The organism is Thiomonas islandica (assembly GCF_055383445.1).
Genome location: NZ_AP042391.1, coordinates 1,767,976 through 1,793,447 on the forward strand (window position 1 = coordinate 1,767,976; position 25,472 = coordinate 1,793,447).

Annotated in this window: 24 protein-coding genes and 1 pseudogene; 23 read left to right on the forward strand and 2 right to left on the reverse strand. The window is 65.6% G+C overall.

Annotated elements, in window-relative coordinates; translation table 11 throughout:
• Complete coding sequence (locus ACZ47F_RS08640; protein ID WP_464924327.1) at positions 1 to 1,173, reverse strand: GNAT family N-acetyltransferase; 1,173 nt, start codon at positions 1,171 to 1,173, stop codon at positions 1 to 3.
• Between ACZ47F_RS08640 and ACZ47F_RS08645 the strand changes: the two genes are divergently transcribed.
• The 22 genes and pseudogenes from ACZ47F_RS08645 (at position 1,172) to ACZ47F_RS08750 (ending at position 23,328) form a co-directional block, all read left to right on the forward strand.
• The gene (locus ACZ47F_RS08645; protein ID WP_464924328.1) at positions 1,172 to 2,848 is read left to right on the forward strand and encodes an NAD+ synthase; all 1,677 of its coding nucleotides are present in this window, start codon (positions 1,172 to 1,174) and stop codon (positions 2,846 to 2,848) included. The two genes, ACZ47F_RS08640 and ACZ47F_RS08645, sit on opposite strands and share 2 nt — an antisense overlap.
• A 66-nt stretch (positions 2,849 to 2,914) precedes the next feature.
• The gene (locus ACZ47F_RS08650) at positions 2,915 to 3,253 is read left to right on the forward strand and encodes a P-II family nitrogen regulator (RefSeq protein WP_464924329.1); all 339 of its coding nucleotides are present in this window, start codon (positions 2,915 to 2,917) and stop codon (positions 3,251 to 3,253) included.
• 6 nt (positions 3,254 to 3,259) lie between these two features.
• Entirely contained in the window at positions 3,260 to 4,321 is a 1,062-nt protein-coding gene (locus ACZ47F_RS08655; protein WP_464924330.1) for a 2Fe-2S iron-sulfur cluster-binding protein, read from the forward strand.
• A 151-nt stretch (positions 4,322 to 4,472) separates the two neighbouring features.
• Positions 4,473 to 5,036, forward strand: a pseudogene (gene scpB, locus ACZ47F_RS08660) (SMC-Scp complex subunit ScpB); the annotation flags it as partial.
• Between the two features lie 145 nt (positions 5,037 to 5,181).
• Positions 5,182 to 6,849 carry a 23S rRNA pseudouridine(2605) synthase RluB gene (gene rluB / locus ACZ47F_RS08665; protein WP_464924331.1) on the forward strand — a complete coding sequence of 556 codons (1,668 nt, stop codon included), beginning with the start codon at positions 5,182 to 5,184 and terminating at the stop codon, positions 6,847 to 6,849.
• A 90-nt stretch (positions 6,850 to 6,939) separates the two neighbouring features.
• Positions 6,940 to 7,365 carry a nucleoside-diphosphate kinase gene (ndk, locus tag ACZ47F_RS08670; protein ID WP_464924332.1) on the forward strand — a complete coding sequence of 142 codons (426 nt, stop codon included), beginning with the start codon at positions 6,940 to 6,942 and terminating at the stop codon, positions 7,363 to 7,365.
• Positions 7,366 to 7,383: 18 nt separating this feature from the next.
• Positions 7,384 to 8,514 (forward strand): dual-specificity RNA methyltransferase RlmN, encoded by a 1,131-nt coding sequence (gene rlmN / locus ACZ47F_RS08675; protein WP_464924333.1) that lies wholly within the window; start codon positions 7,384 to 7,386, stop codon positions 8,512 to 8,514.
• Between the two features lie 14 nt (positions 8,515 to 8,528).
• Entirely contained in the window at positions 8,529 to 9,380 is an 852-nt protein-coding gene (gene pilW, locus ACZ47F_RS08680) for a type IV pilus biogenesis/stability protein PilW (RefSeq protein WP_464924334.1), read from the forward strand.
• A 6-nt stretch (positions 9,381 to 9,386) separates the two neighbouring features.
• Positions 9,387 to 10,274 (forward strand): helix-turn-helix domain-containing protein, encoded by an 888-nt coding sequence (locus ACZ47F_RS08685; protein ID WP_464924335.1) that lies wholly within the window; start codon positions 9,387 to 9,389, stop codon positions 10,272 to 10,274.
• Positions 10,275 to 10,285: 11 nt separating this feature from the next.
• Positions 10,286 to 11,569: a flavodoxin-dependent (E)-4-hydroxy-3-methylbut-2-enyl-diphosphate synthase gene (ispG, locus tag ACZ47F_RS08690; RefSeq protein ID WP_464924336.1), complete on the forward strand. Its 1,284-nt coding sequence runs from the start codon at positions 10,286 to 10,288 to the stop codon at positions 11,567 to 11,569.
• 7 nt (positions 11,570 to 11,576) lie between these two features.
• Positions 11,577 to 12,869, forward strand: coding sequence for a histidine--tRNA ligase (hisS, locus tag ACZ47F_RS08695; protein ID WP_464924337.1), 1,293 nt, complete (start codon positions 11,577 to 11,579; stop codon positions 12,867 to 12,869).
• A gap of 29 nt (positions 12,870 to 12,898) precedes the next feature.
• A complete protein-coding gene (locus tag ACZ47F_RS08700) occupies positions 12,899 to 13,537 on the forward strand; it encodes a YfgM family protein (RefSeq protein ID WP_464924338.1) in 639 nt (212 codons plus the stop codon).
• On the forward strand, positions 13,534 to 14,706 hold the full coding sequence (gene bamB, locus ACZ47F_RS08705; RefSeq protein ID WP_464924339.1) for an outer membrane protein assembly factor BamB: 1,173 nt from the start codon (positions 13,534 to 13,536) through the stop codon (positions 14,704 to 14,706). The genes ACZ47F_RS08700 and bamB overlap by 4 nt, the downstream gene beginning before the upstream one ends.
• A gap of 22 nt (positions 14,707 to 14,728) precedes the next feature.
• Positions 14,729 to 16,111 (forward strand): ribosome biogenesis GTPase Der, encoded by a 1,383-nt coding sequence (gene der / locus ACZ47F_RS08710; RefSeq protein ID WP_464924340.1) that lies wholly within the window; start codon positions 14,729 to 14,731, stop codon positions 16,109 to 16,111.
• A gap of 105 nt (positions 16,112 to 16,216) precedes the next feature.
• A complete protein-coding gene (gene hfq, locus ACZ47F_RS08715; protein ID WP_464924341.1) occupies positions 16,217 to 16,462 on the forward strand; it encodes an RNA chaperone Hfq in 246 nt (81 codons plus the stop codon).
• Positions 16,437 to 17,618, forward strand: coding sequence for a GTPase HflX (gene hflX, locus ACZ47F_RS08720; RefSeq protein WP_464924342.1), 1,182 nt, complete (start codon positions 16,437 to 16,439; stop codon positions 17,616 to 17,618). The genes hfq and hflX overlap by 26 nt, the downstream gene beginning before the upstream one ends.
• A gap of 86 nt (positions 17,619 to 17,704) precedes the next feature.
• Positions 17,705 to 19,030, forward strand: a complete 1,326-nt coding sequence (hflK, locus tag ACZ47F_RS08725) for an FtsH protease activity modulator HflK (RefSeq protein WP_464926608.1) — start codon at positions 17,705 to 17,707, stop codon at positions 19,028 to 19,030.
• 9 nt (positions 19,031 to 19,039) lie between these two features.
• Positions 19,040 to 19,930: a protease modulator HflC gene (gene hflC, locus ACZ47F_RS08730; protein ID WP_464924343.1), complete on the forward strand. Its 891-nt coding sequence runs from the start codon at positions 19,040 to 19,042 to the stop codon at positions 19,928 to 19,930.
• 51 nt (positions 19,931 to 19,981) lie between these two features.
• On the forward strand, positions 19,982 to 20,167 hold the full coding sequence (locus ACZ47F_RS08735; RefSeq protein WP_464924344.1) for a DUF2065 domain-containing protein: 186 nt from the start codon (positions 19,982 to 19,984) through the stop codon (positions 20,165 to 20,167).
• Between the two features lie 49 nt (positions 20,168 to 20,216).
• Positions 20,217 to 21,374, forward strand: a complete 1,158-nt coding sequence (locus ACZ47F_RS08740) for an ATP phosphoribosyltransferase regulatory subunit (protein ID WP_464924345.1) — start codon at positions 20,217 to 20,219, stop codon at positions 21,372 to 21,374.
• Between the two features lie 50 nt (positions 21,375 to 21,424).
• Positions 21,425 to 22,747 carry an adenylosuccinate synthase gene (locus tag ACZ47F_RS08745; RefSeq protein WP_464924346.1) on the forward strand — a complete coding sequence of 441 codons (1,323 nt, stop codon included), beginning with the start codon at positions 21,425 to 21,427 and terminating at the stop codon, positions 22,745 to 22,747.
• A gap of 56 nt (positions 22,748 to 22,803) precedes the next feature.
• Positions 22,804 to 23,328 (forward strand): phosphoribosyltransferase, encoded by a 525-nt coding sequence (locus ACZ47F_RS08750; protein WP_464924347.1) that lies wholly within the window; start codon positions 22,804 to 22,806, stop codon positions 23,326 to 23,328.
• Between the two features lie 9 nt (positions 23,329 to 23,337).
• Here the strand turns inward: ACZ47F_RS08750 and ACZ47F_RS08755 are convergent, their stop codons facing one another.
• The gene (locus tag ACZ47F_RS08755) at positions 23,338 to 23,859 is read right to left on the reverse strand and encodes a DUF4124 domain-containing protein (protein WP_464924348.1); all 522 of its coding nucleotides are present in this window, start codon (positions 23,857 to 23,859) and stop codon (positions 23,338 to 23,340) included.
• A 105-nt stretch (positions 23,860 to 23,964) separates the two neighbouring features.
• On the opposite strand from ACZ47F_RS08755, the gene guaB reads away from it, so the two are divergent.
• Complete coding sequence (guaB, locus tag ACZ47F_RS08760) at positions 23,965 to 25,440, forward strand: IMP dehydrogenase (protein ID WP_464924349.1); 1,476 nt, start codon at positions 23,965 to 23,967, stop codon at positions 25,438 to 25,440.
• Positions 25,441 to 25,472: the final 32 nt, after the last annotated feature.

Genomic DNA, 25,472 nt, shown 5'->3' on the forward strand with positions numbered 1-25,472 from the left:
CTACTGCGCCTCCCTGAACGGCAGGCGACTACGCAGGTGCTGCTGGTGGCTCTGCAGCGCTGCGGATTCATGCTGCAGATAGCGTTCCACCGCCTGCGCGAACTGCGGGTGCGCCAGCCAGTGCGCCGAGAGGGTTGCCATGGGTTGCAGGCCGCGCGCGATTTTGTGCTCGCCTTGCGCGCCGCCCTCGAAAGTGGTGTAGCCATGCTGCAGGCACCAGGCGATCGGTCGGTAATAGCACGCGTCGAAATGCAGCGCGGGAACATGTTCGAGCGCACCCCAGTGGCGCCCATACGCAGTGCGGGTGACTGGATCGAGCAGCACGAGGGAGCTGGCGATGGCTTTTGCGCCGCGTTCTGCGACGAACAGCAGGCAGTTTGCCGGCATCTCCCGGCCGATGGTGGCAAAGAACGCCAGGTTCAGGTAGGGCGTCGAGCCGTGTAGCGCGTAGGTGGCGTCGTAGCAGCGGGTAAAGAATGCCCAGTCCGCGGCGGTAATGTCGGTGCCGTGCAGGACACGGAAGGTCACGCCGGCATCGCGCACCTGGCGTTGTTCCTGACGGATTTTTTTGCGCTTTTCATGACGCAGACTGGTGAGAAATCCGTCGAAATCGGACAAGGGTCTGGCGTCCGCGCTGGGTGGGTTGCGCCAGTGGAACTGCAGGGTGGTGCGTGGCAGCATGCCGAGAGCGCCGGCCCACTGCGCCTCCTGTGGGTCGAGGAACAGTGCGTGCAGCGAGCTCGAGCCGCTTTCCCGGGCCAGCCTCAGCACACTGTGCAGCAACGCCTGGCGCGCGGCGCCGTCGCGGCCGAGCAGCTTGGCGCCGGTTACCGGGGTGAACGGCACGGCTAGCAAAAGCTTGGGGTAGTAGGGCAGGCCGTGTTCGGCATAGGCGCGCGCCCAGGCCCAGTCGAACACGTATTCGCCGTAGGAGTGGCTCTTGACATATAACGCGCAGGCTGCGGCGAGCTCTGCGTGACGGTCGCGCAGTGTTAGCACGCGTGGTTGCCAGCCAGTGCCGGCGCCAACGCAGCCGGTGCGCTCCAGCGCGCTTAACCAGGCGTGGCGTTGAAACGGTGTGGTGCCTGGGGTGCGCTGCACTAGCGCATCCCACTGCGCAGCAGGCAGTGCGTCCACGCCGCTGAGCAACTCGGTGCGAAAATCTCCATCCATGACCATTCGACTCGCTGTTTTGCAGTGCAACCCGGTTGTGGGCGATTTGGACGGCAACGCCGCGCTGATCGCGCGTCTGGCGCGCCGCGCCCATGCGCAGGGCGCGCAGGTGGTGCTCACGCCCGAACTGGCGTTGACCGGTTACCCGCCGGAGGATCTGCTGCTGCGACCGTCCTTCTTGCGCGCCAGTGCGCACGCATTGAAGCAGCTTGCCCATGACCTGTCGGACCTGCCGGAATTGACCTTGGTGGTCGGGCATCCGCTGGCACTGGCCGATGCACCGCGGCTGGCCGCCACCCCGCAAGCGGTGGCCTGCAACGCGGCCTCAGTGTTGCGCGGCGGCGTGGTGCAAGCCACCTATTGCAAGCACGAGTTGCCAAACTACCAAGTGTTCGACGAGCGGCGCTATTTCGCACCGGGTGACCGCGAGGTGGTGTTCGAGGCGGGAGGGGCGCATTTCGGTATCAACATCTGTGAGGACGCCTGGCTGCCGCACGCGCCGCGTCTGGCCAAAGCGGCCGGGGCGCAGGTGCTGCTGGTGCTCAATGCCTCGCCGTACCATCGCGGCAAGACGGCGCAGCGCGAGCAGGTGATGCGCCAGCGCTGCCTGGAAAACGACATGGCGCTGGTGGCGTCGCAGATGGTCGGCGGGCAGGACGAAATCGTGTTCGACGGCGCGTCCTTCGTGCTCGACAGCAAAGGCGAGCTGGTGGCACGCGCGCCGCAGTTCGAGGAACACATCCTGCTGGTCGATGTGGCCGGGGGCGAAGTGCTGCGGCAGGAGCCGGCGCATGTGGCTGCGTTGCGCTCTGACCATGCTGAGGTGTACGACGCGCTGGTGCTCGGGGTGCGTGACTATCTCGGCAAGAACGGTTTTCCCGGCGCGCTCATCGGCCTGTCGGGCGGGGCGGACTCGGCACTGGTGCTGGCCATTGCGGTCGATGCGCTCGGCGCAGACAAGGTGCGCGCCGTGATGATGCCCTCGCCCTTCACCGCGCAGATGTCGCTCGATGACGCCGAGCAGATGGCGCGGCGGCTGGGCGTGCAGTATGACGTGCTACCCATCACGCCGCTGTTCGATGCATTTCGCGCCAGTCTCGATCCGCTGCTGCAGCTGCATCCCGGTGACACCACGCTGGAGAACATTCAGGCGCGCATCCGCGGTACGCTGTTGATGGCGCTGTCGAACAACAGCGGCCGCATCGTGCTGACGACCGGCAACAAGAGCGAGATGGCCATGGGCTATGCCACGCTCTACGGCGACATGGCCGGCGGCTTTGCGGTGATCAAGGACGTGACCAAGACCCTGGTGTGGGAGCTGGCGCGCTGGCGCAATGCACAGGCGGCGGCGCAGGGTCAGGCGGAGATCATCCCGCAGCGCGTCATCATCCGCGCCCCCAGCGCCGAGCTGCGTGCGGATCAGACCGACCAGGACAGCCTGCCGCCTTACGATGTGCTCGACGGCATCTTGCAGCGCTACATGGAGCAGGACGAGAGCGTCGAGGCCATCCTGGCTGCGGGCTATGCCCGCGCTGACGTCGAACGCGTCGTGCATCTGCTCAAGCAGTCCGAGTACAAGCGCCGACAGGCCCCGCCCGGCATTCGCATCACGCACCGCGCCTTTGGCCGCGACTGGCGCTATCCGATCACGTCCAGATACCGGGAATCGTTCTGATTTCTGCGCGCTCGACGCATCAACGTTACATTTCGCCTTCATATCTCACATCCAGGAGTCCCTGACATGAAACTCATCACTGCGATCATTAAGCCGTTCAAACTCGACGAAGTGCGCGAGGCGCTGGCCGAGATCGGGGTGACTGGGCTGACCGTCACCGAGGTCAAGGGCTTCGGCCGGCAAAAGGGGCACACCGAGCTCTACCGTGGCGCCGAGTACGTGGTGGATTTCCTGCCCAAGGTCAAGGTGGAGGCAGTGGTCAAGGGAGATCAGGTCGAGCGTGCAATCGAGGCCATCGTCAAGGCTGCGCGCACCGGCAAGATCGGCGACGGCAAGATTTTCGTCACCAGCATCGAGCAGGTGGTGCGCATCCGTACCGGCGAAACCGGCGACGTCGCGATCTGAGGTCCCATGCCGCGCGTCCACATCCTGCCCGCGGGCACCGATCTGCTCGCAGATCCGGAAGACAACCTACTCAAGCTGCTGCGCAGGCACCAGGTGCCGATCCGCTATTCCTGCAAGTCCGGCGAGTGCGGTTCGTGTAAGTGCATTCTCGAGTCGGGTCAAGTGACGCTCAAGGCTTACGACCCGAAGGCGCTGCCGCAGGTGCAGAAGGACGCCGGCATCATTCTGGCCTGCCGCGCTGTGCTGCGCGAGGACATCACCATCCGCCTGACCGACAGCGACGATCTCATCGCACACCCCGAGCGCACGCTGCTGTGCCGCGTCGTGGCGCTGGAGCCGCTGACCCGCGACATTTTTGCGCTGCGGTTGCACATCGAATTTGCCGACATGGGAGGCGTCCCGTTCACCTTCTCCGCCGGACAATATGCCCAGCTGGTGGTCGACGTGGAGGGTCAGGAAATCGCGCGCGACTTTTCCATGGCCAGCACACCAGTTGATGCCGAGTATGACGACATCCTGGAATTTCACATCCGCCGCACGCCGAACGGCGCGCTGAGCAGCCTGCTCGGCAGCGTCATCCGCCCCGGGGCGCAGCTGCTGGTGCGCGGACCGATGGGCACGAGTTATTTCCGCCCCCGGCACGAGGGCCCGCTTTACGCGGTGGGCGGTGGCACGGGTCTGGCGCCGATGCTCAGCGTGGTGCAGACCGCGTTGGACAACGGCAAGCTCGAGCCGGTGGTGCTGTTTGCCGGGTTTCGCAACCAGGACGATGTCTATGGTTTGCAGCAACTCGACGAGCTGCGCCGCAGGCACCGCAACTTCCGTTATCACATCGCGCTCGACGAGGCGCGTCCGGGCGATCCACCGCAGGCGGTGCACCGGCCGCTAGGCGCATATCTGCTCGAACAGGTGCCCGATTTTTCCGGTGCCAAGGTGTATCTCGCTGGGCCGCCGGGCATGGTCGAGGCGATCAGCGCAACCCTGCTCGAACGCGGTCTGACCGAGCGCGACCTGCACGCCGACGCGTTCTATCCGCCGGTCGCGACCGAGCAGCCTGTCGACGCCTGAGAGGCACTCCAGGGGCGCGCGACCGCAAGCTGATTAAAATTCGCTCATTCGAAAGACACATTGGGCGCGATTCCCCAGCATAGCGCCCGCCTTCGGGCACCCCGCGGCACTGCGGAAACTGCCGGTCATTGCCGGCTGATACCGGGACTCTATGAACACGCACGAGGCCAAGCGCGTCCTCGAGACGGCGCTGATCTGCGCTCCCCAAGCCTTGTCCATCGCCGACATGCGGCGTTTGTTCGACGACACGATCGCCGCGGACACAGTGCGCGCGTTGATCGAGGAATTGCGTGCCGACTGGCAGGGCCGCGGCGTGGAGCTGGTGCAGCTCGGTCAGGGCTGGCGCTTTCAGAGCCGGGCCGAGATGCAGCCTTTTCTCGAACGGCTCTACCCTGAAAAGCCGCAGAAATACTCGCGCGCGGTGCTTGAAACCCTGGCCATCATCGCCTACCGTCAACCTGTGACCCGCGGCGACATTGAGGAGATCCGCGGTGTCGTAGTCAACACCCAAATCATTCGCCAGCTCGAAGATCGCGGTTGGATCGAAGTGATCGGCCATCGTGAAGCACCCGGCCGCCCAGCGCTGCTGGCCACCACCCAGCAGTTCCTCGACGATCTCGGGCTGCCCTCGCTCGACGCCCTGCCGCCGCTGGGCGAGCGTGCAGATCCCACATCGCATTTCGACGGCCTGCAGCAGCGGCTGCCGGAGTTCGACGCTGCCCTGGAGCTGCCCGATGCACCGCCCTTGACACGGGATGCGCACGCCGCCATCGCTCCCCAGGACATGCCGGCGGCTTCGACTTTTGCGGACAGTTCGCCGACAGCACCGCCCACTCACTGAATTCCCAACGAATCGCACCATGAGCCCTTCCGACCCCACAGAGAACCCAGAAACCCCTGAGGCCGAGCCGACGCAGACTGCCGCGGGGCCGACCACAGCCGCCGCCCCGGTGCGCAAACCACGCGCCGCAACCCGCCGTGCGCCGCGCAAGAAGGCAGCGCAAACCGGGCCGGCTGACGATGTGGCGGCCGCAGCCAGTGCGGCACCAGAGGTGCCGACACCGTCCGCGCAGCAGGCCGAACAACAACAAGTCCAACAGCAGCAGACCGAGCAAACTTCCGCCGGGAAACCGTCGCTCGAGCAGCTTCCCGTCGAACAACCGCTGGTCGAACAGCCCGCCGCCGAGCCTGCCGTCCAGCCGGCCCGGTCACCCAAGGCGCCGCGGCGCGGTAGCGTGCCACGCCCCGAGACGCAGGCTGGTGCAGCGGTGCAGGCCCCGGCCATTTCGCCGCTGCCATCCGTCGGGGTGCAGATTCAGGATGTGATCTCCGGCACCTTCGACCAGGTGGCCGATACCGCACCGATCGTGCGCAGGGTGCTCGCTCCGGCCGAGGACGCGCCCAAGCTGCACAAGGTGCTGGCGCAAAGCGGCGTGGGTTCGCGCCGCGAAATGGAAGACCTGATTCTTGCCGGGCGGGTGTCGGTCAACGGTGAGCCGGCGCATCTGGGCCAGCGTATCCTGCCCACCGATCAGATCCGCGTCAATGGCAAGATCATCAAGCGCCGCCTGCGCCCAGCGCAGGTGCGGGTGCTGGCCTATCACAAGCCCACGGGCGAGGTGGTGTCGTTCAAAGACCCGCAAGGGCGCCCCACCGTGTTTCAGCACCTGCCCAAGCTGCAGGGCGCGAAGTGGACCGCTGTCGGACGGCTCGACATCAATACCGAAGGACTGCTGCTGTTCACCACATCGGGCGACCTGGCCAACCGCCTGATGCACCCGAGCTACGGGGCGCAGCGCGAATACGCGGTGCGTGTGCTGGGCGAGCTCGATGCCGCGGCACGCGAACAATTGCTCACCGGGGTGCAACTCGGCGACGGGCCGGCCAAGTTCCTCAGCCTGGAAGAAGCAGGCGGCGAGGGCGCCAATCGCTGGTGGCGCGTGGTCATCGCCGAAGGGCGAAACCGCGAGGTGCGGCGCATGTTCGAAGCGGTGGGGCTGACGGTCAGCCGGCTGATCCGCGTGCGCTATGCCAGCGTGGTGCTACCAGCGGGCCTGCGTCGCGGTGACTATGTCGAGCTCGACAAAGCTGCTGTGCAGGCGCTGCAGGGCAAGCCGGCAGATGCGCCGCCGCAGCGCGGGCCGCGGCGTCAGAACGCCCAGCAGTCCGGCGAGCGCGGTGCAGACAAGCGTAGCGGCCGGGGTGGGCGCGGCGGCCGCAACAAAGGGCAAGGCGGGCAGCAGCAGCCGGGGCCCGACAGCTACGCCCGCACCACGGTCGAGGCGCTGTTTGGCAAGAGTCCGGTGGTGCGCGGCAGCGGCTGGGGCGGGGTCGATGGCGGCCTCACCTCTGGCGGCAGATCGGGCGGGCAGGGACGCCGCAAGTCGGGCGCAAAGACTCAGAGTGCCCAGCCAGACCCGATGAAAACCAGCTTTGGCTACATCCACAAAGACGGTGCAACACACCATGCCGGCGGGCCGGGTGGCGGACGCCGCCGCGGCGGTGGCGGCAATCGGGGCGGGCGCTGAACGCGGCAAAACCGACTTGCTGCAGCGCCAGGACAGCGGGTGCCGGTGTCCTACAATGATGAATTAACCTTTTGATTTCAGGAGCAAAGTATGACCACCGAGCGCACGCTCTCCATCATCAAACCCGATGCGGTCGCGAAAAACGTGATCGGCCAGATTTATACCCGCTTTGAAAACGCCGGCCTGAAAATCATCGCCGCCCGCATGGCATGGCTGTCTCGCGCCGAGGCCGAGGCGTTTTACGCGGTGCACAGGACACGCCCCTTTTTCAAGGATCTCGTCGATTTCATGGTCTCCGGCCCGGTGATGATTCAGGTGCTCGAGGGCGAAAACGCCATTCTCAAGAACCGCGACCTGATGGGCGCGACCGATCCCAAGAAGGCGGCCCCCGGCACTATCCGTGCCGACTTTGCCGACAGCATCGACGCCAACGCGGTGCACGGCTCGGACAGCCCCGAAACCGCGGCTGCCGAAATTGCGTTTTTCTTCCCGGCGATGGCGATCTACAGCCGCTGACGCCGGCGCGATCGAGCGATGTCTCAGGCGCCCGCCAACCTGCTGCAGTTCGACCGCGCTGGTCTGGGGGACTGGTTCGCGCAGCACGGGCATGCCGCATACCGCGCGCGGCAGGTGTTCCGCTGGGTGCACCAGCGGGGCGTGGCCGATTTCGACGCCATGAGCGATCTGGCCAAGCCGCTGCGGCAGTTCCTTCGTGAGCGGGCCGAGATCCGCGCGCTGCCGGTGATCAGCCAGTCGCGGTCGGCAGACGGCACGGTGAAATGGCTGTTCGACGTCGGTGGCGGCAACGCGGTCGAGGCGGTGTTCATTCCAGAGGCGCAGCGCAACACCCTGTGTGTGTCGTCGCAGGCCGGCTGTGCGGTCAACTGCGCGTTTTGCGCGACCGGCCATCAGGGATTCAGCCGCAATTTGCAGACCTGGGAAATCCTTGCGCAACTCTGGCATGCCGAGTTCACCATGCGGCGCGAGCTCGGCCTGGCCGCTGGCGAGCGGGCCATCTCCAACGTGGTGATGATGGGCATGGGCGAGCCGCTGCAGAACTACGCCCAGCTGATTCCTGCGCTGCGCACCATGCTTGACGACGACGGCTATGGTCTGTCGCGTCGCCGCGTCACTGTCTCCACCTCGGGCGTGGTGCCGATGATCGACCGGCTGGGACAGGATTGTCCGGTGGCGCTGGCGGTCTCGCTGCATGCACCGAACGATGCGCTGCGCAATGCGCTGGTGCCACTCAACCGCAAATATCCGCTGCACGAGTTGCTCGCGGCGTGTCGGCGCTACCTCGACATGGCCCCGAGGGACTTCATCACCTTCGAATACTGCATGCTCGACGGTGTCAACGATACTCCGGCGCTGGCGCGCGAACTGGTGCGGTTGGTGCGTGCCGCGCAGGTGAACTGCAAGTTCAACCTCATTCCGTTCAACCCGTTCGCACAGTCGGGGCTCAAGCGTTCGCCCGTTACACGGGTTGCGGCCTTCGCCGAGGTGCTGATGGACGCCGGCATCGTCACCACGGTACGCAAGACCCGCGGTGACGATATTGACGCCGCCTGTGGTCAACTCGCCGGCGAAGTGCAGGATCGCACCCGTCGTGTCATCCGCATGCAGCAGGCCGCTGCCCAGCCCGCGGCCGACCTGCGACCATGAGAGAGATCTTGCCCATGTTCCTGCGTCTAACTGCGTCTTACGCTGCTCGGTCCTGGCGGGCAGCGGTTCTCGGCGGGATGCTGCTCTGCACCGCGCTGCTGGGCGGCTGTGCTATGTCATCGCAGCGCGAGGCCGAAATGGGGTCTGCGGTATCGCCGAGCGCGAGCGATACCGCCGTGCTCAAGCGGGTGCAGCTGCGGCTCGAACTGGCCGAGGGCTATTACCAGCGCGGCCAGTTCCAGGTGGCGCTGGACGAGGTGAACAAGGCGCTGGCGGAAAAGCCTGATTTCGTCGCCGCCTACAACATGCGGGCGCTCATCTATATGGCGCTGGGTGACAACGCCAAGGCCGAGGCCAACTACCGCGAAGCGCTGCGACTGTCTCCCGACAACGCGGACGCGTTGCACAATTACGGCTGGTTTCTGTGCCAGCAAAAGCGCTACGACCAATCGTTCGTGCAGTTCAACAAGGCGCTGGCCATCCCGAACTATCGCTATCCGGTGCGTACCTATCTGGCGCTGGGCGTCTGCCAGTCACGCGCCAATGACCTGAACGCTGCCGAGGCTACGCTGAAAAGAGGCTTCGCACTCGATCCGGCCAACCCGGCGATATCGACCAATCTGGCGGTCGTACTCGACCGGCTGGGCAAGGCCAAGGAGGCGCTGTTCTACATCGCCCGGGTTAACAGCGGGCCCTACGCTAGTCCGCAGTCGCTCTGGGTGGGCATCCTGATCGCGCGGCGGGCGGGCAATCCGCTCGACGCAGCCCAGTGGAGCAACCAGCTCGAGCAGCGTTTCCCCGATTCGCGCGAGGCGATTGCTGCGCAACAGGGTCGGTTCGATGATTCGACCCTGCTCAATCAGTGATCCAGCATGTCCGAGATTGCACCCGAGCTGATCGACAGCCGTGCGCGGGCTGGTGCGGCGCTGCGCGAGGCGCGTCTGGCCGCCGGGCGCAATATCGAGGAACTGGCCGCGCAGCTCAAGGTCACGCCGGCCAAGATTGCCGCGCTGGAGTCGGGCGACTGGTCCAGCCTGCCTGACGACACCTTCGGCCGCGCCTTGCTGCGTAGCAGTTGCAAGGCGCTGAGGGTGGATCCGCAGCCCCTGCTTGACCTGCTGCCCGGCGCGCCGGTGCTCACTGCCCAGCCCGTCTCGGCAAATGTCCACGACATGGCCAATCTGCCAGAGCGGCCGCTGCCGCGCGCAGGTGCTGGGGGCTTGCGGTCGCGCGGTCTGCTGGGGCTTGCGGGACTCATCGCCGTGCTGGCCGCCGGGGTGTATTTCTGGCCCGCGTTGCGTGTGGCGGTCGATGGGCTGCTGCCCAGGACGTCCGCGCCGGCAGCATCCACCGCAGCGGTGCACGAGGCGGTGCCCACACCGGCGCAAGCCGAATCGGTGCCCGCGGCGCCACATTCCGACGCTGCGGTGGCGCACTCTGCACCTGCTGCGGTGGCCTCTGTGCCGGCAACGCCTGCATCGAGTGCGGCGGCTTCCGCATCTGCGGCTCCCGCTGGAAAGACCCTGGAGTTCAACGTCACCGCGCCGAGCTGGGTGCAGGTGACCGCACGGGACGGGAAAGTGATCTTTTCCGCGCTGCTGCAGCCCGGCTCACCGCAGACCGTGCGGGTGCCTGCTGCCAGTGCGCCGCTGGCCGTGGTCGTGGGCAATGCGCCCAGCACCAGACTGACCTATGACGGCAAACCGGTCGACCTCGCGCCGCAGACCCGGGCCAACGTCGCCCGCCTGACCTTGAACTGAATCGTTTCGCAATGCAACTGCTCGACCCGCCGATTCCCGAAGCCGTGCCTGCACGGCATGTCACGCGACAGGCGCGCGTGGTCTGGGGCGACAACGTGGTCACCGTCGGCGGCGACGCGCCGGTGCGGGTGCAGTCCATGACCAACACTGACACGGCCGATGCGATTGCCACCGCGATTCAGGTCAAGGAGCTGGCAATGGCCGGCTCGGAACTGGTGCGCATCACGGTGAACACCCCTGAGGCGGCGGCGGCAGTTCCCGCGATCCGCGAGCAGCTCGACCGCATGGGCGTGTCGGTGCCGCTGATCGGCGACTTCCACTACAACGGCCACCGCCTGCTCGCCGAGTTTCCGGAATGCGCGCAGGCGCTGTCCAAGTACCGCATCAACCCCGGCAATGTCGGCAAGGGTGACAAGAAAGACCGCCAGTTCGGCCAGATGATCGACATCGCGCTGCGCTACGACAAGCCGGTGCGCATCGGTGTGAACTGGGGCAGCCTTGATCAGGAACTGCTCGCCGCGCTGATGGACGCCAACGCGCAGCGCGCGCAACCCTATGAGGCGCGGCAGATCATGGTGCAGGCGCTAGTGCTCTCAGCGCTCGAGTCTGCGCAGCGGGCGCGGGAACTGGGCATGGACCCGGCGCAGATCCTGCTGTCGTGCAAGGTGTCGAATGTGCAGGACCTGATCACCGTCTACCGGGCGCTGGCGGCGCGCTGCGACCACCCGCTGCATTTGGGTCTGACCGAAGCCGGTATGGGCACCAAGGGCGCGGTGGCCTCGACCGCCGCGCTGGCGGTGCTGCTGCAAGAAGGCATCGGCGATACCATCCGCGTGTCGCTCACGCCCGAGCCGAATGGTGCCCGCACCGAGGAAGTGGTGGTGGCGCTCGAAATCCTGCAGGCACTGGGTCTGCGCGCGTTCACGCCCTCGGTGACCGCCTGCCCCGGCTGCGGGCGCACCACCAGCACCTTCTTCCAGGAACTGACCCAGACCATCGACCAGTTCCTGCGTGCGCAGATGCCGGTGTGGCGCACGCGCTATCCCGGCGTGGAGCAACTGCGCGTGGCGGTGATGGGCTGCATTGTCAACGGCCCGGGCGAGAGCAAGCATGCCAACATTGGCATCAGTCTGCCGGGAACCGGCGAGTCGCCGGCGGCGCCGGTGTTCATCGACGGCGAAAAGCGCATGACACTGCGCGGAGACAACATCGCCGCCGAATTTCAGACCATCGTCGAGCAATACGTTCAACAGCGCTACGGCGCAGCACACCGCCATCCCGTCCAGGTGGCCTGATAACTCCATGGCAGACAGACTCAGTGCCGTTAAAGGCATGAATGACATCGTGCCGCCCAAATCGGCGGTCTGGGAATGGTTCGAGCAGCAGGTGCGCGAACTGATGCGCAGCTACGGCTATCAGAACCTACGTACCCCGATCGTCGAATACACCCCACTGTTCGTGCGGGGCATCGGCGAAGTCACCGACATCGTTGAAAAGGAGATGTACAGCTTCACCGACGCGCTCAACGGCGAGCAGCTTACCCTGCGGCCCGAGGGTACCGCTGCGGTGGTGCGTGCCTGCATCGAGCACGGGCTGCTGCACGATGGCGGCAAGCGACTTTGGTACACCGGGCCGATGTTTCGCCACGAGCGCCCGCAGCGCGGGCGCTACCGGCAGTTCCATCAGGTCGGTGCCGAGGCGCTGGGCTTTGCCGGGCCCGATGCAGATGTCGAGCTGATCCTGATGGCGCGGCAACTCTGGTCGCGCCTGGGTGTGAGTGATCTGGTCACGCTGGAGATCAACTGCCTGGGTCACATCGATGAACGGGCGCGCCACCGGGTCGATCTCATCCGCTACCTGGAGCGGCACATCAACCAGCTCGACGATGACGCGCGCCGTCGGCTGCACACCAACCCCTTGCGCGTGCTCGACACCAAGAACCCGAAGATGCAGGAATTGGTCGCCGCCGCGCCGCGGCTGATCGACTATCTGGGCGAAAGCTCGCGCGCGCATTTCGACGGGGTGCAAAGCCTGCTGCGCTCAGCAGGCCAGCCGTTCATCATCAATCCGCGGCTGGTGCGCGGTCTGGACTATTACAACCTCACCGTGTTCGAGTGGGTGACCGACCGTCTGGGCGCGCAGGCCACGGTCTGCGCCGGCGGACGCTACGACGGCCTGATCGAGCAGATCGGCGGCAAGCCCGCGCCGGCCTGCGGTTGGGCGCTGGGGGTCGAGCGGGTGCTCGAATTGCTGGTCGAGGCCGGTCAGATCGCACCCGTGACTGCGCCGCACGCGTATGCCGTGCTCACCAGCCCGGCGCTGATGCCGCAGGCCATGCCGGTGTGCGAAGCCTTACGCGCTGCCGGGGTGCGGGTACAACTGCACCTGGGCGGCGGCAGCATGAAATCGCAAATGAAAAAGGCCGACGCCAGCGGCGCCCGCTGGGCGCTGGTGTTCGGTGAACAGGAACTGCAGCAGGGGCAGGTCGGGGTCAAGGATCTGCGCGCCCTGCAGGATGCACCGCAACAGCAACGGCTGCTGCCGCTGCAGCCGCTGGATGGGCTGGTGACGGGCCTGCTCAGCCCCGGAACCTAGAATCGCACTATTTCGGCCTTCGACCTCCCATGAGCTACAACTTCGAAGAACAGGAACAGATCGCCCGGCTGCGCCATTTTTGGGAGCGCTGGGGTACGCAGATTTCCGCGGGTGTGCTGGCGGTCGCGCTGGGCTTTGCCGGTTACTACGGCTGGCAATGGTGGCAGCGCAACGAGGGCGCGAAGGCCGCTGCGGTGTATGAGCAGGTGCAGACCGCGCTGCAGAGCAACAACCCGGACAGAATCGCCCAGTCCTGGGCGGCGATGCAATCCAAGGTGCCCGACAGTGCCTACGCCGGCATGGCCGCACTGGCGGTGGCCAAGGCGCTGCACGACGCTGGCCGCAACGCCCAGGCGATCGCGGCGCTGCAATGGGCCGTCGACCACGCGCAGAACAAGAGCGTGCGCGCGGTGGGGCGGCTGAATCTGTCGGCGCTGCAGATCGATGCCAAGCAGTACGCCCAGGCCAGTCAGACCCTGGCCGAGGTTCCGGAGTCCACCTTTGCGCCGTTGTTCGACATGCGGCGGGGCGATCTCGCGGCACTGCAGGGCCAGCGCAGCGTCGCCCGGCGGGCATATGAAGCGGCGCTCAAAGCCATGCCGGCAGACGCACCCGAGCGCGCCGCCGTGCAGCAACGCCTGCAGACCGTCGGCGGGAGCCCAGCATGAACGCCAGCCGCATGTCACCGATCGCGTCGCTTCTGGCCCGCCTGGCGCGGGCGTGGCGTCTGGTCGTACCGCTGGTGCTGGCTGCGCAACTCGGCGCCTGTGCCTCGGGCTCCAGGCGGCCCGAGCCGACGCCGCTGTCGCCGGTGGTCAACATTCTCACGGTCAAGCAGGTCTGGACGCAGCGCATCGGCGCGGTTCCGGCCTGGTTCCAGACGGCGACCTTGCCCGGATCGGTGGTGGTGGCCTCCGCCGACGGGGTGGTCGAGCGGCTGGATGCGGCCAGCGGGCAGGTGCTCTGGTCGGCCAAAGTGCCGTCGGGCATCAGCGCGGCCACCGGCAGCGACGGCACCTTCACCGCTGTGGTCGACAAGAACAACGGCCTGGTGTCCATCGGCCCCAAGGGCCAGTTGCTATGGCGCTATCAGTTGCCGACCACGGTGCTGACGCCCCCGACCGTGACCGGCGGGCGCATCATCGTGCAGGGGGCGGATCAGCGCGTGATCGCCTTCGATGCGGCCAACGGCAAACGGCTGTGGCAAGCCGACAGCCGCGCTGCGTCGCTGCTGGTGCAGCAGGCCGGCGGCATGGTGGTGCGTGACGGGCTGCTCATGGTGGGTACGGCGCTTGGTCGCATCGACGCCTACACCCTTGACGATGGGCTGCCGCGTTGGCAGGCCACGCTGGCGCGGCCGCGTGGGGTGACCGAGGTCGAGCAGGTGGTTGGCATCACCGGTCAGCCCGCGCTGCTGGGATCGACTGTCTGTGCCCGCGCCTATCAATCCGCGGTGGGCTGTGTGGACGCCAATACCGGGCGGGTGCTCTGGACCCGCGAGGCAGAAGGCTATACCGCGCTGACCATGAACGACGAAGAGGTCGTTGGCACGCAGGCCAACGGCGATGTGCAGGCCTATGCGGCCAGCGACGGCGTGCCCAGTTGGACCAACAGCCAGCTCAAATACCGCAACCTGAGCGCGCCGCTGCTGGTGGGCCGCACGGTGGCGGTGGGTGACTATCAGGGCTACATCAGCTTTCTGTCGGCCAAGGACGGCAGCATCGTCGGCCGTGTGGCCACAGACAGCAGCGCCATCCAGGTGGCGCCGGTGGTCGTGGGCAAGACGCTCATCGTCGTGACAGCCAAGGGCGGCATCTACGCCTACGTACCGGACTGACGCGCCTGCCCACTCCGCTCGCATGACCCCGATCGTCTCCCTGGTTGGACGCCCCAATGTCGGCAAGTCCACGCTGTTCAACCGCCTGACCCGTTCGCGCGATGCCATCGTCGCCGACATGCCGGGCCTGACACGCGACCGGCACTACGGCATGCTGCGCATGGCCGATCGTCCGGTCATCGTGGTCGATACCGGCGGTTTCGAACCCGTGGTCGATACCGGCATCGTGCATGAAATGGCGCGGCAAACCCGGCAGGCCATCGCCGAATCGGATCTGGTGGTGTTTTTGGTCGATCTGCGCACCGGTCTGAGCCCACAGGATCTTCACATCGCCGCCGAGTTGCGCAAGACCGGCAAGCCGATCCTGCTGGCGGTGAACAAGGCCGAAGGCCGGCACGGCCATCCCGCGCTGGCTGAATTTCATGAACTCGGTCTGGGCGAGCCGCTGTCGATCAGCGCCGCGCATGGCGACGGCGTGCCCGATCTGCTCGAGCGCATCCTGGCGGCGTTACCTGCCGGGCAGGCCGAGGACGACAGCAAGCCCGCGCCCCAGACCCGTGAGCAGGCCGCGGACCAACCGGGCGAGCCGCCGCGCGTCCACAGCCTGCGTCTGGCCATCGCCGGGCGGCCGAACGTGGGCAAGTCCACGCTGGTCAACGCCCTGGTGGGCGAGGAGCGCGTGATCGCGTTCGACATGCCGGGCACGACGCGCGACGCCATCGAAGTGCCGTTCGAGCGCGATGGACGCAGGTTCATCTTGATCGATACCGCCGGGCTGCGCCGCCGGGGTAAGGTGTTCGAGGCGGTGGAAAAATTCTCGGTCATCAAGACGCTGCAGGCGATCGAGCAGGCCAATGTGGTGGTGCTGCTGCTCGATGCCACCGAAGGGGTGTCCGAACAGGATGCGCACATTGCCAGTTTCGCGGTCGAGGCGGGCAGGGCGCTGGTGTTGGCTGCGAACAAGTGGGACGCTGTGAACGCTTATGGCCGCGAGCGTCTGATGGTCGCTATCCGCCAGCGCCTGCCCTTTGTCGGCTTTGCCCGCTTTCACAGCATTTCCGCCCGTACCGGAGCGGGCCTGAACGGGCTGATGAAATCGGTCCTTGCCGCGCACGCGGCCGCCTACCGCAAGCTGCCGACGCCCAAGCTCACGCGAGCCATCATCGACGCGGTGGCCCAGCAGCAGCCGCCGCGCAGCGGGCCGGTGCGTCCCAAACTGCGCTACGCCCATCAGGGCGGCACCAATCCGCCGATCATCGTGATCCACGGCACTGCGCTGGACCGGGTTCCCGCCACCTACACCCGCTATCTGGAGGGGCGTTTGCGCGAAAAATTCGATCTCGCCGGCACCCCCTTGCGGATCGAATACCGCAGTTCGACCAATCCTTACGCGCGGGATGACTGAAAGCGCCCCGCCCCGCAGGCCTTATCAGCACTATGTTATTTTGCGTGCTCTTGCATTTCACACCGTGAATGCCATTTGAGCCTTCCTTACCCAACGGAGAACAAAATGAGTCACAAAGGGCAGTTGCTACAAGACCCCTTCCTGAACCTGCTGCGCAAGGAGCATGTGCAGGTGTCGATCTACCTGGTCAATGGCATCAAGCTGCAAGGCCATATCGAGTCGTTCGACCAATATGTGGTGTTGCTGCGCAACACCGTCACACAGATGGTCTACAAACACGCCATTTCTACCGTCGTTCCCGCGCGTCCCGTCGCCTTCCAGATCGGTGAGCAAGAAACCCCTGCAGCCTGAGGGCCCCGAGCGCGCCGCCCTGGTCAGCGTGCAGCAGCGACGGACCGCCTCGGGTGACGCGCTGGCCGAGCTCGAGCAGCTCAGTTCCTCTGCCGGCTACGCCCTGGCCGGTGAGCTCTCCTGCGTACGGGCCCGGCCCGACGCGGCCACCTACATTGGCTCGGGCAAGCTCGAGGAATTGGGAGAGCTGGTCGCGGCTTCCTCGGCGGACACCATCATTTTCGATAACACCCTGAGTCCGATCCAGCAGCGCAATCTGGAAAAAGCGCTGGGCAAACCCGTGCTCGACCGCACCGGGCTGATCCTTGAAATCTTCGCCCGCCGCGCGCAAAGCGCCGAGGGCAAGATGCAGGTCGAACTGGCGCGGCTAGAGCATCTGGCCACCCGGCTGGTGCGCGGCTGGACCCACCTGGAGCGGCAGACCGGGGGCATCGGCGTGCGTGGCGGTCCGGGCGAAAAGCAGATCGAACTCGATCGCCGCATGCTCGACGACAAGATCAAGCAGCTGCGCATCCGTCTGGGCAAGCTCGGCCGCCAGCGCATGACCCAGCGCCGCGCGCGCGGGCGCAGCGGTGCGTTTCGCGTCGCCCTGGTGGGCTACACCAATGCCGGCAAGAGCACGCTGTTCAATGCGCTGACCAAGGCGAAGACCTACGCTGCCGACCAGCTCTTTGCCACGCTGGACACAACCACGCGCAAGCTGTTTCTCGCGCCGCAAGTCAACGCCACGCTGTCTGACACCGTCGGCTTCATTCGCGACCTGCCGCACACGCTGATCGAGGCATTCAAGGCCACGCTGGAAGACACGCTGCAGGCCGATTTGCTGCTGCATGTGGTCGATGCCAGCTCGCCGATGCTGCGCGAGCAGATGGATGAAGTCCACGCCGTGCTGCGCGAGATCGGCGCCGACGACATTCCCCAGTTTCTGATTTTCAACAAGTCCGACCTCTTGCCGGCCGATCTTCGTGTTACAGATGGTCACACGCAGATCGAGGGCATCGAGCCGCGTGCTAGCATCCGCCGCTTTGCGGTCAGTGCGTTGACCGGGGCGGGGCTCGATGCTCTCAGGAACGCGCTGCGCGAGACCGCGCTGGCAGATCCCCGCTTCCAGTCGGCTGCATCAGCTTTGTCGGATCCCACTCCTCTTTGCGCATGACATCCTCCCGATCCTGGCGTGCACCGTCCGCCGCGCAGTCACCGCTGCATCTGCGCTCATGGCGCAGCGTTTGGCCCTTGTCGCGCCTGTTCAACCTCAACGACCCGCGCTGGGGCACTGGCGACGACGGCAGCAGGCAGCAGAACAACGTCCAGCAGAACAACAACCAGGACCCCAACCGTCGCCCCGGCAGCGGCGGCCCGCCCGATCTGGACGAGCTCTGGCGCGATTTCAACCGCAAGCTCAACGGCCTGTTTGGCAAGAAGCGCGGCGGCGGGGGCATGGGCACGCCGCCGCAACGTCCCGACCTGTATCCCTCGGCCAAGGGCATGGGCGTGGGGTTCGTCATCCTGATCGTGATCGGCGTGCTTGGCTGGGTGGCTTCCGGGTTTTTCATCGTGCAGGAAGGCCAGCAGGCCGCGGTCACCCGCTTTGGCAAGCTGGCCTATGTGACCGGAGCCGGATTCCACTGGCGCCTGCCTTATCCATTCGAGGCCGATGAGATCGTCAATGTATCGCAGGTGCGCTCGGTCGAGGTCGGCCGCGGCGGTGAAGTTAAGGCCACCGGGCTGCCTGAATCGGCCATGTTGACCGAAGACGAGAACATCGTGGACGTACGCTTTGCGGTGCAGTACCGTATCGACAACGTGGTGGACTATCTCTACAACAACCGCAGCCCAGATGATGCGGTGTCGCAGGCAGCCGAGACTGCGGTGCGCGAAGTGGTCGGCAACAAGACCCTCGACTATGTGCTGTACGAAGGCCGCGAGCAGGTGGCCAGCGACGTGCAGACCCTCACCCAGAAAATCCTCGATCGCTACAAGACCGGCATCATCATCACCACGGTCACGCTGCAGAACGTGCAGCCGCCCGAGCAGGTGCAGGCGGCGTTCGATGATGCGATCAAGGCCGGCCAGGACCGCGAGCGCCTGAAGAACGAGGCGCAGGCCTATGCCAACAACGTGATTCCGCGCGCACAGGGAACCGCCTCGCGCCTGATCCAGGACGCCGAGGCCTACAAGGCGCAGGTGGTGGCACAGGCGCAGGGAGACACCTCGCGGTTCGACCAGGTCCTGCAGCAGTACGACAAGGCGCCGCAGGTCACCCGCGAGCGGATGTATCTGCAGACCATGCAGGATATTCTCTCCAGCGTCACCAAGGTCATGGTGGATTCGCGCAGCAACAACAATCTGCTTTACCTGCCGCTGGACAAGTTGCTGCAACAGTCTGCAGCCAAGTCGATGAATCCGACACCGGCCATGCCTGCTGCGCCTGCGGCACTGCCTACATTGCCGGCGGCATCGGTCGGCAACGCGTCCAGTGCTGCGGACAGCGCAGTGGCCAACGACGGCTCTGCACCGGCTGCATCCAGAACCCCGCGCGACACGTTGCGCGAGCGCAACTTCCAGTGAGGGCCGACGATGAATAAGCTCATTCTGGCGGTCGTCGCCACCATCGTCGCGCTGATGGTGCTGTCGTCCAGCCTGTTCGTGGTCGATCAGCGGCAGTTTGCCGCGGTGTTTGGTCTGGGTGAGATCAAGCGTGTCATCAGCACTCCCGGGCTGTACTTCAAGCTGCCGGCGCCATTCGAGAACGTGGTTTTCCTCGACAAACGCATCCTGACCCTGCAAAGCCCGGACATCGACCGCTTCATCACCGCCGAGAAAAAAAACGTGGTGGTGGACTGGTATCTGAAATGGCGCATCACCAACCCCACCGAATTCATCCGCAGCTACGGCGGGGACCAACGCCGCGCTGGCGACCGGTTGTCCCAGATCGTCAAAGCGGCGCTCAACGAGCAGATCACCAAGCGCACCGTGCGGCAGGTGCTGGCGTCGCAGCGCGATCAGGTCATGCGCGATGTGCAGGCCGGCATCGCCAAGGACATTGCAGGCACCGGCATCCAGATCGTCGATATGCGCCTGACCCGGGTTGATTTCGTCGCATCCATCACCCAGTCGGTCTACCGCCGTATGGAAGCCGAGCGCCAGCGTGTGGCCAACGAGCTGCGCGCCACTGGCTATGCCGAGGCTGAAAAGATTCGCGCCGAAGCCGACAAGCAGCGCGAGATCGTCATCTCCCAGGCCTATAGCAAGGCGCAGACCATCAAAGGACAGGGTGATGCCGAAGCGTCGGCGATCTACGCCAAATCCTTCGGCAAGAATCCGCAGTTTGCCGAGTTTTACCGCAGCCTGGAGGCTTATCGCGCCAGCTTCAACAACAAGTCCGACCTGCTGGTGCTCGATCCGAACAGCCAGTTTTTCCAGTATTTCCGCAGCCCCGGTGGGACTGCGGCAAAACCGGCCAAGTAAGACCCGGCCCGGACTGCGCCGCGCGCTGCGGTGCGTCCGGCCATGCTCCACATGTTCGACTCCGTGCTTGTCGCCATTGGACTGGTTCTGGTGATCGAGGGGCTGATGCCCCTGCTCGCGCCACGGCAGTGGCGCGCGACCTTGCGCCAAATCCTCAGTCTGACTGATGGGCAACTGCGCTTCATCGGTCTGGTTGCCGTGGCCTGCGGACTTCTCCTGGTGCTCGTCCTCAGTTAAGCTGACCGGTTGGCGCGGCAGGTCGCGCCGTCATTTTTTTGCGCATTTCATGAGCAACTGGCGACTTCCCGAGTATTTTTCCGATGTGCTGCCGCGTGAGGCGGCGATCATCGAACGGCTGCGGCGCGCCTGTCTGGATGCTGCGCAGCGTCATGGATACGCGCTGGTCATGCCGCCGCTGCTCGAGTTCGTCGATTCCCTGCTGTCTGGCACTGGGCAGGATCTCGACCTGCAGACCTTCAAGCTGGTCGACCAACTCTCCGGGCGCACCCTGGGGCTGCGCGCAGACATCACGCCGCAGGCAGCGCGCATCGACTCCCACCTGCTCAACCACGACGGCGTGACCCGGGTGTGCTACTGCGGCAGCGCGGTGCGCACCCACCCGGAGGGCATTCACGCCAGCCGCGAAATCCTGCAATTCGGTGCAGAGCTGTACGGGCATGCCGGGCTGGAGGCCGATTTGGAAGTGCAGCAGCTCGCAATCCTCTGTCTGCGACTGGCCGGGGTAGAACAGGCGGCACTCGATCTGGCGGACAACCGCATTGTGCGCGGTGTGCTGTCGGGGCTTTTGCTCGGGCCGCAGGACATGGAGGCCATCCTCGAAGCGCTGGCGAATAAGGACGCGGGAGAACTCCAACGCCTGACCCGCGACTGCAGGCCGGCACAGCGCGAGGCCATCCTTGCCCTGCCCGAACTGTATGGCAGCGATGACGATGTGCTGCAGCAGGCCCGGCAGGTCTTGCCGCCGCACGCATTGATCGGGCGCGCGCTCGACGAATTGACCGCACTGGCGCGGCATCACCGCCAGCACGGCGTGAGCGTGCAGATCGATTTGGCCGACATGCGCGGCTACCGCTATCACAGCGGCGTGATTTTCAGCGTCTATGCCCCGGGCTACGCCAACGCCGTGGCGCGTGGCGGGCGCTATGACGAGGTGGGCGCCAGCTTTGGCAGACCGCGGCCTGCCACTGGGTTTTCGATGGACCTGCGCGAAGTGGCTGGACTGTCTGACGCGGTGCCTGCTGCGGCGCCGATCGTGGCGGAATGGACCGATGCACCCGGGCTGGCGCAGGCCGTGGCCGACCTGCGGCGGCGCGGCGAGATCGTGGTGCAATTGCCCCCCGACGAGCTGACTGCGGTGCGCGCCCGCCCAGGTCGCAGCCTAGTGCTGCGCAACGGGGCGTGGGTGGTCGAACACCACGCCTGAGCCGCAGCACCGAATCCTTGGACTGACTCAATACCTGAAAGACCATCCGCGTGAATACTGGACGTCATGTTGTTGTCGTGGGCACCCAATGGGGCGATGAGGGCAAGGGCAAGGTCGTCGATTGGCTGACCGACCATGCGCAAGGCGTGGTGCGCTTTCAGGGGGGGCACAACGCGGGCCATACCCTGGTGATCAACGGCCACAAGACCGCGCTACAACTCATTCCCTCCGGGGTGATGCGTCCGGACGTGGCCTGCTATGTGGGCAATGGTGTGGTGGTCGATCCACAACATCTGCTGGTCGAAATCGAGCGGCTCGAGGCTGCCGGGGTCGAGGTGCGTTCCCGGCTGTACATGAGCGAATCCTGCCCCGTGGTGCTGCCCACGCACGTGGCGCTGGACAAGGCGCGCGAGGTGCGGCGCGAAGCCAATGGCAGCGGCAAGATCGGCACCACCGGCAAGGGCATCGGCCCGGCCTACGAGGACAAGGTGGCGCGGCGAGCGATACGGCTGCAGGATCTCAAACATCCGCAGCGGCTGCAGGCCAAGTTGAGCGAAGTGCTCGATCTGCACAACTTTGTGCTGGAGAACTACCTGCACACGCAGCCGGTCGATGCAAAGCAGGTGCTTGACTCTCTGCTGCAGTCAGCCGAGCAGGTGTTACCGCTGTTGGCCGACGTCGGCTACTGCATCCATCAGGCCCACCTGCGCGGCGAGCGTCTGCTGTTCGAGGGCGCGCAGGGCTCGCTGCTGGACATTGACCACGGAACCTATCCCTTCGTGACCTCGAGCAACTGCGTGGCGGGCACTGCTGCGGCGGGCTCGGGCGTGGGCCCCGGCATGCTGCACTATGTGCTGGGCATCACCAAGGCCTACACCACCCGCGTGGGCAGCGGCCCCTTCCCGACGGAACTGCCGACCGACCAACCTGGCAGCGTGGGCGAACATCTGTCGCGTGTCGGTCAGGAGTTCGGTACCGTCACCGGGCGTGCGCGGCGCTGCGGCTGGCTGGACGTGGCCGCGCTCAAGCGTGCGGTCATCATCAACGGGGTGTCGGGTCTGTGCATCACCAAGCTCGACGTGCTCGACGGTCTGCCGACCATCCGTGCCTGTGTGGGTTATCACCTCGACGGCGAGCGCCGCGATGTGCTGCCGCTCGATGCTGACGAAATCGAACGCTGCGAACCGATCTACGAAGACTTTCCCGGCTGGACACAAAGCACCGCAGGCCTGACCCGCTGGGAACAGCTCCCGGCCAACGCGCGCAGCTACCTGCAGCGCGTGGGCGAGCTGATCGGCGCGCCGATCGACATGATCTCCACCGGCCCCGACCGCGAGCACACCATCGTGCTGCGACACCCGTTTCAAGGCTGAGCAGCGGCTGCGCCCGGCTCGGCGGTTTCTTCCAACACGTTCACAAAGGTTCGGCCATGCTCAGCGAGGACGGCAAGCATCTTTATGTATCCTGGGACGAATACCACGCGCTGATCGAAAAGCTCGCGCTGAAGGTGTATGCCTCGGGCTGGGAATTCGATCAAATCCTGTGTCTGGCCCGTGGCGGCGTTCGGCCTGGCGACATTCTTTCGCGCATTTTCGACAAACCCCTGGCCATCATGTCCACTAGTTCCTACCGCGACAACGCTGGAACCGTGCAGGGGCGACTGGACATCGCCCGCTACATCACCCTGCCGCGCGGCGAACTGCAGGGCCGGGTGCTGCTGGTCGACGATCTGGCCGATTCGGGCGAGACCCTGCATGCGGTCGAAAAGCATCTGCGCAGCAGCAGCGACAAAATCACAGACCTGCGCAGCGCCGTGATCTGGGTGAAGGGCATTTCCACCTACCTGCCCGAGTATTACGTGGAGATGCTGCCCACGAGTCCGTGGATTCACCAGCCGTTCGAGGAATACGACGTGCTCAGGCCGGCCAAACTGGCCGAACGCTGGAAAATCTGAGCATCCGGCTCAGCGGCAGTACTGGGCGATCAGCGCCATGGCTTGCGCGCGCTGCTGCGCACGCTGCGCGTCGTCCATCACCACGTGCTGCCCCTGGGCGTCGAGCTGCACCATGCGCTGTCCGCTGTCCAGGATCTGTAGCTGGCGCTGCGCCTGCACGCAGTTCTGCTGATTCAGCAGCGCCTGCTCCTGCTGCTGGCGCAGCCTGGCCTGCTCCTGCGCGGCCTGCTCCGCCGATTTTTTCTCGGCGATCTTTTTCTCGAGCGCGCTGCTTGCCTGTGCCTTGGCATCCGCCGGGGCTGGTGCTTGGGCCTGTAGCGGCATCGCGCCCTGCGCGGGGCGCAGCAGGATGCTGCGTGCCGGCACCGTCGGTGGCGGGGGCTGGTCACTGTAGTGCACCACTCCCTGCGCATCGACCCATTTCCACTGCGCCGCCACCGCGCCTGAGCCCAGCAGCAAGGCGGATAGAGCCAAGGTGACCGCAGCGAAGAGCTGCGCGCGGGACCGGATGGGTGGCAGGGCAGGGCGCATGGCAGAAGATCTCGATGAATGGTGCAAGCTTAGCGCGTCCAGGCAGAACGTGGGCGGTGGCCAAATGTCTGCCCCCGTATAATTTCCTTTTGCCCGGAGGCATCTATGCGTCTTGTAGGAAAAGCGTTGACTTTCGACGATGTGTTGTTGGTCCCCGCGTATTCCCAGGTGTTGCCCAAAGACACCCATCTAGCGACTCGCCTGACTCGCAACATCGGCTTGAACATCCCTCTGGTGTCGGCCGCCATGGATACGGTGACCGAATCCCGCCTGGCCATCGCCATGGCGCAGGAAGGCGGCATCGGCATCATCCACAAGAACCTCAGCCCCAAGGCGCAGGCCAACGAGGTGGCGCGGGTCAAGCGCTTCGAGTCCGGGGTGTTGCGCGATCCGATCACCATTTCGCCGATCGTCAAGGTGCGAGACGTGTTGCAACTGTCGCGCCAGCACGGCATCTCCGGCTTTCCGGTCATCGAAGGTGGCAAGGTCGTCGGTATCGTCACCAACCGTGACCTGCGGTTCGAAACCCGCCTGGACATGCCGGTGCGCGACATCATGACCCCGCGCGAACGGCTGATCACGGTGCGTGAAGGTGCCACACTGGACGAGGCCAAGGCGCTGATGCATCAATACCGTCTCGAACGCGTGCTGGTGGTCAACGACGCGTTCGAACTGCGCGGACTGATGACGGTCAAGGACATCCAGAAGGCCACCGAGCGGCCGAACGCGGCGCGCGACCCGCAGGGCAAACTGCGGGTGGGGGCGGCCGTCGGCGTAGGCGACGGCACCGAAGAACGGGTCGAGGCGCTGGCCCAGGCCGGTGTCGATGTGATCGTGGTCGATACCGCTCACGGCCACAGCCAGGGGGTGCTCGACCGGGTCCGCTGGGTCAAGCACCATTTTCCCGACATCGACGTGATCGGCGGCAACATCGCTACCGGCGCTGCTGCGCTGGCCCTGGTCGATGCCGGGGCCGATGGAGTCAAGGTCGGTATCGGCCCGGGCTCGATCTGCACGACCCGGATCATCGCCGGGGTAGGTGTGCCGCAGATCACTGCGATTGCCGATGTCGCCAAGGCGCTCGAGGGCACTGACGTGCCGCTGATCGCCGATGGCGGGATTCGTTATTCCGGTGACATCGCCAAGGCGATCGCCGCAGGTGCGCACACAGTGATGATGGGCAGCATGTTCGCCGGCACCGAAGAAGCCCCGGGCGAGGCCATTTTGTACCAGGGACGGGCATACAAGGCCTATCGCGGCATGGGTTCGATCGGGGCGATGAAGGCGGGATCCGCCGATCGCTATTTTCAGGACGGGGCCGAGGCGTCCTTTGCTGCGGGCAACGAAAAATTCGTTCCCGAGGGCATCGAAGGCCGCGTGCCGCACAAAGGGCCGCTGATCAACATCATCTATCAGCTCGTCGGCGGTGTGCGCTCGTCGATGGGCTACTGCGGCTGCCCAGACATCGAATCCATGCGCACAAGGGCCGAGTTCGTGCAGATCACCGCGGCGGGCATGCGCGAAAGCCATGTCCACGACGTGCAGATCACGCAGGAAGCGCCCAACTACCACCTCGACTGAGGCCGCCCCGAACGCCGGCCTGCTCCCGCTTT